This is a genomic window from Sphingomonas sp. Tas61C01 (assembly GCF_052567495.1).
This window is the reverse complement of the sequence record NZ_CP199583.1, coordinates 1,701,416-1,712,840: the sequence shown is the minus strand read 5'-3', so window position 1 is coordinate 1,712,840 and position 11,425 is coordinate 1,701,416. Positions and strand designations below refer to the sequence as shown.

Genomic DNA, 11,425 nt, shown 5'->3' with positions numbered 1-11,425 from the left:
CGTCGTGCGTTGAGCTTCCAATCGGAGGCCGCATGACCAGTGACATCGGACGTTCTCGGCGCAGGGCGATGAGGGCAGGATTGGCCGGCGTCGCGCTGGCCTCCCTTGCGGCATGCGGCGGCGATGGCGGCGGCGGATCGGGCAGCACGCCGGTAGTTACCGCTCCGGCGCCGACCCCGACGCCGTCACCAACGCCTACCGCCTCGCCGACGCCGACGCCGGCGACCACCGCGGTCAGCCAGCGCACGATCGCCACTTTCGACAACCCCTGGGCGATGACGTTCCTGCCCGACGGCACGCTGCTGGTGACCGAGAGGCCCGGGCGGATTTATCTCGTCGCCGCGAACGGCACCAAGACCGCAGTCACCGGGGTGCCGGCGGTGGTGTCGTCGGGGCAGATCGGGCTGCACGATATCGTGCTCGATCCCGGCTTCGCGACCAACAAGCGGGTCTGGCTGAGCTATGCCGAGGCCGCCACCGGCGGGCAGCGGCTGACGGTGGCGCGGGCGACGCTGACGGCAGGCGCCACGCCGCGGCTCGACGACGTGACCGTGATCTGGCGGGCGACGCCCGCGACGACCGGTGGGCAGCTCGGCGCGCGGCTGGCGTTCGCGGCGGACGGGCAGTCGCTGTTCGTCAGCAGCGGCGAGCGCCAACAGGGAACGCCGGCGCAGGACCCGATGGCGACGCTCGGCAAGATCGTACGGATCGCGCTCGACGGCAGTCCCGCGCCGGGCAACCCGTTCATCGGATCGGCGACGACGCGGCCCGAGATCTGGACGCTCGGCCACCGCAATCCCTACGGCCTGGTGGTGGCGAGCGACGGGCGACTGTTCGAAACCGAGATGGGGCCGGCGGGTGGCGACGAGTTCAACCTGATCGTCGCGGGCAGCAACTATGGCTGGCCGTCGGTGTCGGAGGGCGACAATTACGACGGCAGCAAGATCCCGCGGCATTCGACCAACCCCGCATTCGCCGCGCCGCTGGCCAGCTGGAATCCGGTGATCGCGCCGGGCGGGATGATCCAGTATCGCGGCAGCCGCTTCGTCGGGTGGACCGGCGACTTCATCCTCGCCGGGCTGGTCCAGCAGGGTATCGTCCGGGTGCGGGTGACCGGCAGCACCGCGACCGAGGCGGCGCGGATCGGGCTGGGGGCGCGGATCCGCGAGGTCGAGGAAGCCCCGGACGGTTCGATCTGGGTGCTGCAGGACGGCGGCGGGGCCAAGCTGATCGAGCTGACGCCCGCCTGAGCGCCGTCTACTTCTTTACCAGCCCGATCTCGACCAGGCGTTCGTGCAGATAGTCATGTGCGGTGATCGGGGTCGGATAGCGGTCCGGATTGTCGGCAGTGATCGTCGCGGGCAGCGTCTCGATCAGGAAATCGGGCGCGGGGTGGAGGAAGAAGGGCATCGAATAGCGCGAATGGCCGCGGCGCTCGGGTGGCGGATTGACGACCCGGTGGGTGGTCGAGGGCAGGACGTGGTTGGTCAGCCGCTGGAGCATGTCGCCGACGTTGACGACCATCGCGCCCTCGGGCGGCTTGATCGACAGCCAGCGCCCGGTGTCGCGATCGAGCAGCTCGAGCCCGGCTTCCTCGGCGCCGAGCAGCAGCGTGATCAGGTTGATGTCCTCGTGCGCGCCGGCACGGACGCCCTCCGCATCCACCGGGATCGGCGGATAGTGGAGCAGGCGGAGGACCGAATTGCCGTCCTTCACTGCGGGATCGAACCAGTCGGGCGCGAGCTTCAGGTGGCGTGCGATCGCGGAGAGCAGCTTGTCACCGGCTCGGTCGAAGGCGGCGAACAGTTCGACGAAGGTGTCGCTAAACCCCGCGGGGCGATCGGGCCAGATGTTGGCGGACATCTGTTCCGCGAAGCGGTGCCCGGCGGGAAGCTCGCGGCCGACGTGCCAAAATTCCTTCAGGTCGACCGCGCTGGCACCCTTGGCGATCTCGGTCTTGAACGGCGTGTAGCCGCGCGCGCCGCCGCCGCCCGCGACGTGATAGCGGCGCTTCTCCTCCTCGGGCAGCGCGAACAGCGACGCGGTCTCCGCCCAGGCGCGCTCGATCAGGTCGTGCGGCACGCCGTGATCGGCGACGATCGCGAAGCCGTAGCGTTCGAACGACGCCCCGAAGGCGGCGGCGAACGCGTCGGGATCGCGCGCCTGATCGGCCAGGCTGAGCGTCGGGACCTGGGCGGCGGTGGCGGGGGTATCGAGCATGATCGGCAAGTCCGGTTGTTGAGCGCATGATATAGGTCGTCACGACGCAGGCGTCACCTCGCGCTTCGTCGCACGCCCGCCCCGGCGCGGGGCGGCGGGCGGAACCGGCGCCGCTGCCCGCCCGTTGCCCGGGAGTAACTTTTCAGGAGGCCAGCATGGGCGGACATCAGGTTCCAGGACACGGTTCGGGCGACGACGGATATGACGAGGAAGGCTATGACGAGAGCCAGCGCGCCGAGATTCTCGAAGCCACGCGGTCCGGCCCGAGCGATGGCCTCGTGCTGACCGATCTCGAGCCCGACATCGGCGACGACGAGGACGACGACGAGGATGCGCTGACGATGGATTCGGAAGAGGTCGGCGAGAGCGACTCCGCGGTGGCGATGACCGACGAGGACATCGACGAAGACGACGCGCAGGACGATTTCGACGCGGGCACGACCGACGAAGACGAGATCGACGACGCCGACGATGCGGCGTTCAAGCCGTAGATTCTGCGGGGTCGCTAACCTCCGATTGTATTGCTCCGTCACCCCGGACCTGATCCGGGGTCCCGCTAGTCCGCGCGAGCCCAAGCCATGGATTTCACGAGAAGCGGGACCCCGGATCAAGTCCGGGGTGACGAAGGTTGGAGGAGGAATGATGGCGGAACTCTCCCCTGACGAGCCGCTAAATTGCTTACGCGATAATCCGGCCCCGGCAGTACAGGGGTAACACAGCTTGCGCATAGCGAAGGACCCTCCTAGCATGTTACGTTGTAACATCATCAGGAGGTCGCCATGTCGAGAAGCTTTCGCTCCACCGCCGCCGTGTTCGAGGATCCCGCGCCGACGTTGAACGTCACGCCGCTGATCGACGTGCTGCTGGTGTTGATCGTCATGCTGATCCTGACGATCCCGATCATGACCCACAAGATTCCGATCGACCTGCCCGCGCCGGGGCCGCGGCTCGATCCGCCGAATGCGGTCCACCGCATCGCGATCGCGCCGTCGGGCGCGCTCAGCTGGGACGGCGCGGCGATCCGCGCGGACCAGTTGCCGGCACGGCTGGCGACGGTCGCGGCCGATCCCGACGCCGCGTTGGAGATCGCCGCAGACGGCACTGCGCGGTACGACGTGTTCGCCCACACGCTGGCGACGATCAAGTCGGCGGGGATCACCCGGCTGGGCTTCGTCGGCAACGAACGAATGGTTGCGGCCCTGTAACGAGTTTGATCCAGATCAAGGAACATCGATCGACGAGCGATCGTTGGGGCCGTCCGGAGAACAACTGACGGATTGATCGTATGCGCGCGACGAGCCTTTTCGTCCTCCTGCTGGTGCCGGCCTGTTCCGACGAGGGCGGCACCGGCAACAGCGTCGACGTCTCCGCAGCGGCGACCCGCGCCGAAACCGACATCGCCAACTATGCCGCCGAACGCCGCGGCATCCAACGCCCGCGCCCCACCCCGACTGCGATGACGATCGTCGGGGACGCGAAGCCGCTGCCCGGGAGCGGCGGTCCGGTCAGGGCGGAACCAAGGCAGGTCGCCCCCGCAAAGCCATAGTTGGTTCATCCGCAAGCAAGAAACCGTTGCCGCAAAACCACGGTTTCGGTGCGCTTGATATCTTTTCACGCCGCAGTGCAACAAAGCGCCTCCTGTCCGGTTCAACCGGCCTGGGACAAGCCAGCGCGCTTACAACGCTGCTCCCCGGGTTGTGAAAAAGGATCAAAAACAATGCGTAAGCTTAATCTGGTCGTCGCGGTTGCAGCCGTGGCCTTCGCCGCTCCCGCCTTCGCGCAGGACACCAGCGCCCCGAGCGATGCGTCGATGCAGACCACCAGCGCACCTGCGGAAACCGGCCCGACCGCGCCCGACGGCAGCAAGGCGTTCGGCATCGAGCCGTATTTCGGCGTCATGGGCGGCTGGGAAAAGTTCGACAACGAGCGCAACGCCGGCATCCCGCAGGCGCTGAACGCCGACGGCAGCATCCGCCGCGGCTACAAGCCTGAGGGTTCGCTGGTCCAGGGCGTGCTCGGCGTGAACGTGCCGCTCGGCCCGGTGTTCGTCGGCGCCGAGGGTAACGTCGCCAAGGGCATCGATGGCAACATCGATTGGGAATATGGCGCCGCGGGCCGCTTCGGCTTCCGCGCCGGCGACAGCGGCCTGTTCTACGGCAAGGTCGGCTACCAGTGGGTCAATTTCGACCATTTCTCGGCACGCTCCACCAATGGCGGCGACACCGGCCGTGACTATCACGCCATGACCTATGGCATCGGCGCCGAAGTCGGCCCGAAGGACATCGGTCTCGACGGGATCACCGGCAATGCGGGCTTCCGCCTGCGCGCCGAGGTCAACACCTTCGGCGATGCGCACAGCTTCCGCCCGATGCTGGGTGTGATCACGCACTTCTAAGTCCCTCGCGGATTTGGAGCGACAAGGGGGCGAGACCGCAGGGTCTCGCCCCTTTTTCGTGCGTCGCGCCGTGCTCCTGCGCCTACCGTGCTCCTGCGTACGCAGGAGCCCAGGGCTGCAAGCGCCGTCCCCCGTGGCCCTGGGTTCCTGCGCCCGCAGGAACACGGGAGGCGTGCGAAGCGGCGAACCGTCGCCGCCAAAAGTCACAAGAGTCACACCTACACGCACGCGCGCGAGTCAGGCCGGGTCCAGCTTCGGCCGTTCGGGATCATGGTCGCTCGCACCGAGCAGTTCGCACGGCGCATCGATATCGGCCAGGTTGCGGAGATGGATCGGCAGGTTGTGGACCGCGATGCCGACCGGGTTGCGGAGCGCGCGCGCGGTGGGCGATGCCGGCCCGAACCGCGACGGCAGCAGATTCGTGAGCAGGAACATCATCAGCTTGTCCGAAGGCTGTCGCGTCGACGAGATCAGTTTGTCGTCACGCCACACGTCGCGCGGAATGCCTTGCGTCGCGCGTTCGAAGGCGAGCGTCAGCAGCCGGCCGGTGGACGAGAGCAGGGCGGCGTCCCAGGCTTCCGAGAAGGTCTTGCCCGCCGGATGCGCGCGCAGCCGGTACGCCGATCGGGGTGCGATCCCGGTGTCGTCGGCCGCGAGCGAGACCGACCCGGTCTCCGCAAGGATGGTGAGGAACCGCCGCTGCCGATCCGCGGTCCAGCCATTCGCCCGGTGCGCGAGGATGGCGGGGACGTAATCGGCGAGCGGATCGATCGCGGGTGCGGAATCGGTGGCGGGGGTGCGCTTCGGGGTGGGCATGGCCGGGCTCCTCGGTTGGTTGGAGCCGGGGTAGGTAACTACGGTTTTGTATGTAGGACAGCGGGAGGATGTACCTAGGTCGGGTGAGGCGAATGTTCCGGCATCCGCGGCGTAGATTCTTAGATCGGAAGGAAGTGCCGGCAGCTGCGGCTCTGCCTCACACGGACGCTTGCCGCCCCTTTATCCAACTAGATCTGAGAGGTCGATAACAGGGTCGAGAAATATGGGAACGACTCGGTCGCTTCCGCAAGATTTCCCCTGTGCTGCAACGCCAGGAACGTCGCGCAAGACCTAGCCTGACAATTAATGGATCGGCTGGGATTGAACTCGATGTCCGTAAATCCGGCGCATTTACTGAGACGACGTAGCCAGTCCCGGTGGGGATAAAGCGCTCTGATATAGAGCCAGTCGTAAAATGCCGTCGACGGGACCAATGGGAAATGTTGCCCTTCGAATTCGAACCTGATCAGATTTCCGGATTCGCGGAGACGGGGATCACGTTTCGCGTCGCGGCTATCGGCCCAATAAAGGTCGGTATAGGGCCCTCCCTGTTCGAAGACCTTGCTGCCCTGAAAGGCGCACTCCAAGGTGGTCTCCTGCCCCTCAATCTCTACTTTGAGGTGAAAGGCGCTCAGTTTTCGGCCGACCTCACGCTCCGACTTGCTCGATATCTCGAGCAGGGGCGCCAGGCCCTTGGCCGCAGCCATATCGTGGAGTGCGACGACATTCTTCTTCTTCTGACTGGCAGCCATACCGGAATGCCACGGGAATTGGACAGGCACTTCATCTACAAGTGCACCGTTTGACAGCAAGGGGACGAAAACCGGACGCTGTGCCATACTAGCTGATATAGGTCGTAGGTAGGTGATCGGGAATAAGCAGCTCATATCGTTCAGCAGCCTTCAGGCGCGCTTGAATTTCGGGGTCTTTCCATTTCGTGTGGGTGTAGAGCACCTCGGAGTCGATGCGATCGATCGCCTCCAGCAACGGTATGGCCGGCGTATCGTTTTTGACGGCGTTGTCGAGTGTGACGAGCACGCCGGGGATCGACAGGACCTCTGGCGCGATCTTCAGCCACTTTAGGTTTGCCAGCCTGCCTTCCTGTTGGGCCTGATGGGCCATTCCATGTTGCTTGCGAAAGCAGAGGTGCACGTAAGCATCCATGCCATGGTGACGGTCCAAGTCATGGCTCAGCTGATTACCGCCCGCGGTATGATCAATGCCCCTGCGGCGAAGTTCTTTCATGCTGAGCAAGCCATGCTGTCGGATAGAACTCATATTTTCCGTGGCAGTGAAATGGAAGAAGGTATTCTGCTGTCTGCTGCGTTTAACCAGGTTCAAGAAATCATTCACCACCATCGGACACCCTCTCGACGATCTTCGTTGCGCGAGAGGTAGATATCACATCTTAACGACATCGGAACGGGACGAAGTGGGAGAGATAATTTCTTCGGGCCTACTCCGCCGCCACACCCGCCGCGCTAAACATATCCCCGCTCGCCCCGGCATCCTCGTTCGCCGCAGGGCGCCCGACCTTCGCCTTCTGGCGCTTGTCGAAGCTGTCCCAGACGTCGTTCCACTGGCCCTTGGTCGCGGCTTTCGAATATTCGGTCGCGCGCTGTTCGAAGAAGTTGGCGTGCTCGACGCCGTTCAACATCGGCGCGAGCCAGGGCAGGGGGTGTTCGTCGATCATGTAGATCGGCTTCAGCCCGAGCTGGTTGAGCCGCCAGTCGGCGATGAAGCGGATATACTTCTTGATCTCCTTGGGGGTCATGCCGTTGACCGGGCCCATTTCGAACGCGAGATCGATGAAATTGTCCTCGAGCCGGATCGTCGTCTGGCACACGTCGGCGATGTCGTCCTTCACCGCCTTGGTCAGGCACTGGCGCTCCTGGCAGAAGGTGTGGAACATCTTGATGATGCCCTCGCAATGCAGGGATTCGTCGCGGATCGACCAGGTGACGATCTGGCCCATGCCCTTCATCTTGTTGAAGCGCGGGAAGTTCATCAGCATCGCGAAGCTGGCGAACAGCTGGACGCCTTCGGTGAAGCCGCCGAACATCGCCAGCGTGCGCGCGATATCCTCGTCGTTGTCGACGCCGAAGTTCTGCATGTAATCATGCTTCTCCTTCATCTCGGCATATTCGAGGAAGGCGCCATATTCGCTCTCGGGCATGCCGATGGTGTCGAGCAGATGGCTGTAGGCGGCGATGTGCACCGTCTCCATGTTGCTGAACGCGGTCAGCATCATCTTGATCTCGGTCGGCTTGAACACGCGGCCGTATTTCTCGTGGTAGCAATCCTGCACCTCGACATCGGCCTGGGTGAAGAAGCGGAAGATCTGCGTCAGCAGGTTGCGCTCGTGATCGCTGAGCTTCTGCGCCCAGTCACGGCAATCCTCGCCGAGCGGCACTTCCTCGGGCAGCCAGTGAAGCTGCTGCTGACGCTTCCAGAATTCGAACGCCCAGGGGTATTCGAACGGCTTGTACTGCTTGGAGGCTTGGAGGAGGGACATGGTGGGTACTCCGGGCTTAAATCGAGAAGAGCGTGACGGGGGCGTGAAGGGGAACGGCGCTCACGGCTGAACGCTCCAGTTCCACATCGCGGTGGCGGACACGGCGAGGACGATGCCGAGCGACACCGCCATGATCCCGACCATGCGGAAGACATAGACCATCGCCGGGCCCGCGGGGCGGACCAGGCGGAGGAGGAGGCCGGTGCCGAGCAGCGCGAACACCGCGGCGACCGCGTACATGATCTGGACCTGGAGGGTCATGCGACCTTCTCCCGATCCGTGCGTTTGCTCACCGCATCCCACCACCGAGGAGAAATACCATGGCCGATACCAGCGCGATCCAGGAGCATATGGAAGTGATCGGCGCCGACGGCGTCCATGTCGGCACCGTCGACCGCGTCGAGGGCGACCGCATCAAGCTGACCAAGGCCGACAGCGGCGCCCAGGTCTCGGAAGGATCGGGGAGCCACGAGGGCCATCACCACTTCATCTCCACCGGGCTCGTTGCCGAGGTCGAGGGCGACAAGGTCCGCCTGTCCGCGAACGCCGACGTCGCGGTGAGCTTCGAGGAAGAGTGAGCATAATCCCCCTCTCCCATCGGGAGAGGGAGGGAGCCGCGTAGCGGCGGAAGGGTGAGGGCGACGGCGATCATGGAGCGGCGTTCCTGCTGGATCGGTCGCCCTCACCCTTCCCACTGCTGACGCGGCGGGCCCCTTCCCTCTCTCCGAGGGAAGGGGAGATGGTCGCGATGACGCCGTCGACATTCTGCATGACGTCGGTGTTGGCGACGCGGATCACGCAATATCCCTGCTGGCGGAGAAATCGTGTGCGGACCGCGTCGGCGGTGGCCGTCGTTGCATGGGTATCGCCGTCGACCTCGATCACCAGTCTCTCCGAAAAACACAACAGGTCCGCAAAATAAGGACCGATCGGCACCTGGTGGCGCCATTTCAGCAACGGAAAGGCCTCGCGTAGGGCACGTAGCAGGCGGCGTTCGGGTTCGGGTGCGTCGCGGCGGAGTTGCCGGGCGCGGTGTACGGTGCCCGACGGGCGGTCGTCATAGAGCTGCATGTCAACCTCACCCTCCCACCCGGCTGCGCCGGGCGGGCCCCTCCCTCTCCCGATGGGAGAGGGGCATGTCGCAAAAACCCTCTCCCATCGGGAGAGGGAGGGAGCCGCGTAGCGGCGGAAGGGTGAGGGTGACCCGGCCCATCACGTCATTGACAGGCCAGGCACTCGTCATAGTCCGTGCTTTCCAGCTCGAACTTCTGCAGCGAGATGGTGTTGTCCGCCTCGACCCCGCCGGCGAAGCCCGCGCGCTGCACCGATTTCGAGCGCAGATAGTAGAGCGACTTGATGCCCAGTTCCCAGGCGCGGAAGTGGAGCATCAGCAGGTCCCACTTCTCGACGTCCGCCGGGATGAACAGGTTCAGCGACTGCGCCTGATCGATGTACGGCGTGCGATCGCCGGCGAGTTCGAGCAGCCAGCGCTGGTCGATCTCGAAGCTGGTCTTGTAGCAATCCTTTTCCTCGGCCGAGAGGAAGTCGAGATGCTGGACCGAGCCGCCATTCTCCAGCATCGAGTTCCACACCGCGTCGCTGTTCTTCGATTTCTCGATCAGCAGCTTTTCCAGATACGGGTTCTTGACCGAGAAGCTGCCCGACAGCGTCTTGTGGGTATAGATGTTGGCCGGGATCGGCTCGATGCACGCGCTGGTGCCGCCGCAGATGATGCTGATCGACGCGGTCGGCGCGATCGCCATCTTGCAGCTGAACCGCTCCATTACGCCCATGTCGGCGGCGTCGGGGCAGGGCCCGCGCTCGATCGCGAGCTGCATCGACGCCTCGTCGACCTGCGCCTTGATCTGCTTGAAGATGCGCAGGTTCCACGATTTCGCCATCGCCCCCTCGAACGGCAGGCCGCGCGCCTGGAGGAAGCTGTGGAAGCCCATCACACCCAGGCCGACCGAGCGTTCGCGGCCCGCCGAATAGGCGGCGCGCTCCATGCCGGGTTCGTGGCGGTCGATATAATCCTGCAGCACATTGTCGAGGAAGCGCATCACGTCCTCGACGAAGCCCTTCTCGTCCTTCCACTCGTCCCAGGTCTCGAGGTTCATCGACGACAGGCAGCACACCGCGGTGCGATCGTTGCCGAGATGGTCGCGGCCGGTGGGCAGCGTGATCTCGCTGCACAGGTTCGACGTCGACACCTTCAGTCCGAGATCGCGGTGATGCTTGGGCATCGACTTGTTCACGTGATCGGCGAAGACGATGTACGGCTCGCCGGTGGCGAGGCGGGTCTCGACGAGCTTCTGGAACAGCGCGCGCGCATCGACGGTGGCGCGGATCGCATCGTCCTTGGGGCTGCGCAGATGCCATTCGGCGCCGTCGCGCACCGCTTCCATGAAGTCGTCGGTGATCAGCACGCCATGATGGAGGTTCAGCGCCTTGCGGTTGAAGTCGCCAGACGGCTTGCGGATCTCCAGGAACTCCTCGATCTCGGGATGCGAAACGTCGAGATACACCGCCGCCGAGCCGCGACGCAGCGACCCTTGCGAGATCGCGAGGGTCAGCGAATCCATGACGCGCACGAACGGGATGATGCCGCTGGTCTTGCCGTTCAGGCCGACCGGCTCGCCGATCCCGCGGACGTTGCCCCAATAGGTGCCGATGCCGCCGCCGCGCGAGGCGAGCCAGACATTCTCGTTCCAGGTCTCGACGATGCCGCCCAGGCTGTCGGGCACCGAATTGAGGTAGCAGCTGATCGGCAGGCCGCGCCCGGTGCCGCCGTTCGACAGCACCGGCGTCGCGGGCATGAACCACAGCTTCGAGATATAGTCGTAGATCCGCTGCGCGTGCGGTGCGTCGTCGGCATAGGCGGAGGCGACGCGGACGAACAGGTCCTGGAAGCTCTCGCCCGGCAGCAGATAGCGGTCCTTCAGCGTCTCCTTGCCGAAATCGGTGAGCAGCGCGTCGCGGCTGTGATCGACCTCGACCGGATAGGGCTGCGGCGTCACCGACTTGCTGTCGAGCAGGACAGGGCCGGCGGCCGGCGCGGACGCGCGGACGGTGGCGGATTCTTCGATCGTTTCGGTGCTCATATCGCTCGCCTGTGTATCCCTGAAGTCCATCGCCGCCGCTCCTACCGTTCTCTCTTCGTTCGAATCGGGGCAGGCCCTGATCCTATCACCGAGCGGACCCCGGCGGAGAACAAAATGCGCACGCGTCCCATGTGGAAGACGCGGATAAGCGCCCGTGGCGATGGGTGTCGCGACGCCGTTCATACCACCAATTGGGTCCGCCCCCGAACTCAACCCCAAGAGATTGTGCCAAACCGCGATCGGACGCAAGACCCTTAATGATCCGTCGACGCCGCGGTTCGTCGCTGTTTTCCGTGGCTTCGCCGCGCCGCCGCCGAACGACGCGTGGAGTTCCGCGGGTTACGCGATCCGCAAGGGAACGGGGCGGGAACGCGAAAA

At 64.8% G+C, this 11,425-nt stretch carries 14 protein-coding genes; 6 read left to right on the top strand and 8 right to left on the bottom strand.

What is annotated here, in order from left to right; translation table 11 throughout:
- Positions 1-68 precede the first annotated feature (68 nt).
- On the top strand, positions 69-1,250 hold the full coding sequence (locus ACT009_RS08095; protein WP_445193825.1) for a PQQ-dependent sugar dehydrogenase: 1,182 nt from the start codon (positions 69-71) through the stop codon (positions 1,248-1,250).
- A 7-nt stretch (positions 1,251-1,257) separates the two neighbouring features.
- Here ACT009_RS08095 and ACT009_RS08090 read toward each other — a convergent pair whose 3' ends face one another.
- Complete coding sequence (locus tag ACT009_RS08090; RefSeq protein ID WP_445193824.1) at positions 1,258-2,220, bottom strand: isopenicillin N synthase family dioxygenase; 963 nt, start codon at positions 2,218-2,220, stop codon at positions 1,258-1,260.
- A 155-nt stretch (positions 2,221-2,375) separates the two neighbouring features.
- On the opposite strand from ACT009_RS08090, the gene ACT009_RS08085 reads away from it, so the two are divergent.
- The 4 genes from ACT009_RS08085 to ACT009_RS08070 all read left to right on the top strand — a co-directional run bounded on the left by ACT009_RS08085 (position 2,376) and on the right by ACT009_RS08070 (position 4,615).
- Positions 2,376-2,711 (top strand): DNA primase, encoded by a 336-nt coding sequence (locus tag ACT009_RS08085; RefSeq protein ID WP_445193823.1) that lies wholly within the window; start codon positions 2,376-2,378, stop codon positions 2,709-2,711.
- Between the two features lie 288 nt (positions 2,712-2,999).
- Complete coding sequence (locus tag ACT009_RS08080) at positions 3,000-3,425, top strand: ExbD/TolR family protein (RefSeq protein ID WP_445193822.1); 426 nt, start codon at positions 3,000-3,002, stop codon at positions 3,423-3,425.
- Between the two features lie 80 nt (positions 3,426-3,505).
- Entirely contained in the window at positions 3,506-3,766 is a 261-nt protein-coding gene (locus ACT009_RS08075; RefSeq protein ID WP_445193821.1) for a hypothetical protein, read from the top strand.
- A gap of 171 nt (positions 3,767-3,937) precedes the next feature.
- Positions 3,938-4,615, top strand: a complete 678-nt coding sequence (locus ACT009_RS08070) for an outer membrane protein (RefSeq protein WP_445193820.1) — start codon at positions 3,938-3,940, stop codon at positions 4,613-4,615.
- 237 nt (positions 4,616-4,852) lie between these two features.
- Here the strand turns inward: ACT009_RS08070 and ACT009_RS08065 are convergent, their stop codons facing one another.
- The 5 genes from ACT009_RS08065 to ACT009_RS08045 all read right to left on the bottom strand — a co-directional run bounded on the left by ACT009_RS08065 (position 4,853) and on the right by ACT009_RS08045 (position 8,207).
- Positions 4,853-5,431: a hypothetical protein gene (locus tag ACT009_RS08065; RefSeq protein WP_445193819.1), complete on the bottom strand. Its 579-nt coding sequence runs from the start codon at positions 5,429-5,431 to the stop codon at positions 4,853-4,855.
- A gap of 188 nt (positions 5,432-5,619) precedes the next feature.
- Positions 5,620-6,270 carry a DarT1-associated NADAR antitoxin family protein gene (locus ACT009_RS08060; protein WP_445193818.1) on the bottom strand — a complete coding sequence of 217 codons (651 nt, stop codon included), beginning with the start codon at positions 6,268-6,270 and terminating at the stop codon, positions 5,620-5,622.
- A gap of 1 nt (position 6,271) precedes the next feature.
- Positions 6,272-6,790, bottom strand: a complete 519-nt coding sequence (locus ACT009_RS08055) for a DarT ssDNA thymidine ADP-ribosyltransferase family protein (protein WP_445193817.1) — start codon at positions 6,788-6,790, stop codon at positions 6,272-6,274.
- 97 nt (positions 6,791-6,887) lie between these two features.
- Positions 6,888-7,946: a ribonucleotide-diphosphate reductase subunit beta gene (locus ACT009_RS08050; protein ID WP_445193816.1), complete on the bottom strand. Its 1,059-nt coding sequence runs from the start codon at positions 7,944-7,946 to the stop codon at positions 6,888-6,890.
- Positions 7,947-8,006: 60 nt separating this feature from the next.
- Entirely contained in the window at positions 8,007-8,207 is a 201-nt protein-coding gene (locus ACT009_RS08045) for a hypothetical protein (RefSeq protein ID WP_445193815.1), read from the bottom strand.
- Positions 8,208-8,266: 59 nt separating this feature from the next.
- On the opposite strand from ACT009_RS08045, the gene ACT009_RS08040 reads away from it, so the two are divergent.
- Positions 8,267-8,524, top strand: a complete 258-nt coding sequence (locus ACT009_RS08040; protein ID WP_445193814.1) for a DUF2171 domain-containing protein — start codon at positions 8,267-8,269, stop codon at positions 8,522-8,524.
- Positions 8,525-8,594: 70 nt separating this feature from the next.
- On the opposite strand, the gene ACT009_RS08035 is transcribed toward ACT009_RS08040, so the two are convergent.
- Both ACT009_RS08035 and ACT009_RS08030 read right to left on the bottom strand, forming a co-directional pair.
- Entirely contained in the window at positions 8,595-9,017 is a 423-nt protein-coding gene (locus ACT009_RS08035; RefSeq protein ID WP_445193813.1) for an endonuclease domain-containing protein, read from the bottom strand.
- A gap of 146 nt (positions 9,018-9,163) precedes the next feature.
- On the bottom strand, positions 9,164-11,077 hold the full coding sequence (locus tag ACT009_RS08030; RefSeq protein WP_445193812.1) for a ribonucleoside-diphosphate reductase subunit alpha: 1,914 nt from the start codon (positions 11,075-11,077) through the stop codon (positions 9,164-9,166).
- Between the last annotated feature and the right edge of the window lie 348 nt (positions 11,078-11,425).

What these genes read in the sequence shown, in the direction of transcription:
- ACT009_RS08095 (WP_445193825.1), top strand. Translation starts at nt 69, where the DNA reads ATGAGGGCAGGATTGGCCGGCGTCGCGCTGGCCTCCCTTGCGGCATGC.
- ACT009_RS08090 (WP_445193824.1), bottom strand. Translation starts at nt 2,220, where the DNA reads ATGCTCGATACCCCCGCCACCGCCGCCCAGGTCCCGACGCTCAGCCTG.
- ACT009_RS08085 (WP_445193823.1), top strand. Translation starts at nt 2,376, where the DNA reads ATGGGCGGACATCAGGTTCCAGGACACGGTTCGGGCGACGACGGATAT.
- ACT009_RS08080 (WP_445193822.1), top strand. Translation starts at nt 3,000, where the DNA reads ATGTCGAGAAGCTTTCGCTCCACCGCCGCCGTGTTCGAGGATCCCGCG.
- ACT009_RS08075 (WP_445193821.1), top strand. Translation starts at nt 3,506, where the DNA reads ATGCGCGCGACGAGCCTTTTCGTCCTCCTGCTGGTGCCGGCCTGTTCC.
- ACT009_RS08070 (WP_445193820.1), top strand. Translation starts at nt 3,938, where the DNA reads ATGCGTAAGCTTAATCTGGTCGTCGCGGTTGCAGCCGTGGCCTTCGCC.
- ACT009_RS08065 (WP_445193819.1), bottom strand. Translation starts at nt 5,431, where the DNA reads ATGCCCACCCCGAAGCGCACCCCCGCCACCGATTCCGCACCCGCGATC.
- ACT009_RS08060 (WP_445193818.1), bottom strand. Translation starts at nt 6,270, where the DNA reads ATGGCACAGCGTCCGGTTTTCGTCCCCTTGCTGTCAAACGGTGCACTT.
- ACT009_RS08055 (WP_445193817.1), bottom strand. Translation starts at nt 6,790, where the DNA reads ATGGTGGTGAATGATTTCTTGAACCTGGTTAAACGCAGCAGACAGCAG.
- ACT009_RS08050 (WP_445193816.1), bottom strand. Translation starts at nt 7,946, where the DNA reads ATGTCCCTCCTCCAAGCCTCCAAGCAGTACAAGCCGTTCGAATACCCC.
- ACT009_RS08045 (WP_445193815.1), bottom strand. Translation starts at nt 8,207, where the DNA reads ATGACCCTCCAGGTCCAGATCATGTACGCGGTCGCCGCGGTGTTCGCG.
- ACT009_RS08040 (WP_445193814.1), top strand. Translation starts at nt 8,267, where the DNA reads ATGGCCGATACCAGCGCGATCCAGGAGCATATGGAAGTGATCGGCGCC.
- ACT009_RS08035 (WP_445193813.1), bottom strand. Translation starts at nt 9,017, where the DNA reads ATGCAGCTCTATGACGACCGCCCGTCGGGCACCGTACACCGCGCCCGG.
- ACT009_RS08030 (WP_445193812.1), bottom strand. Translation starts at nt 11,077, where the DNA reads ATGGACTTCAGGGATACACAGGCGAGCGATATGAGCACCGAAACGATC.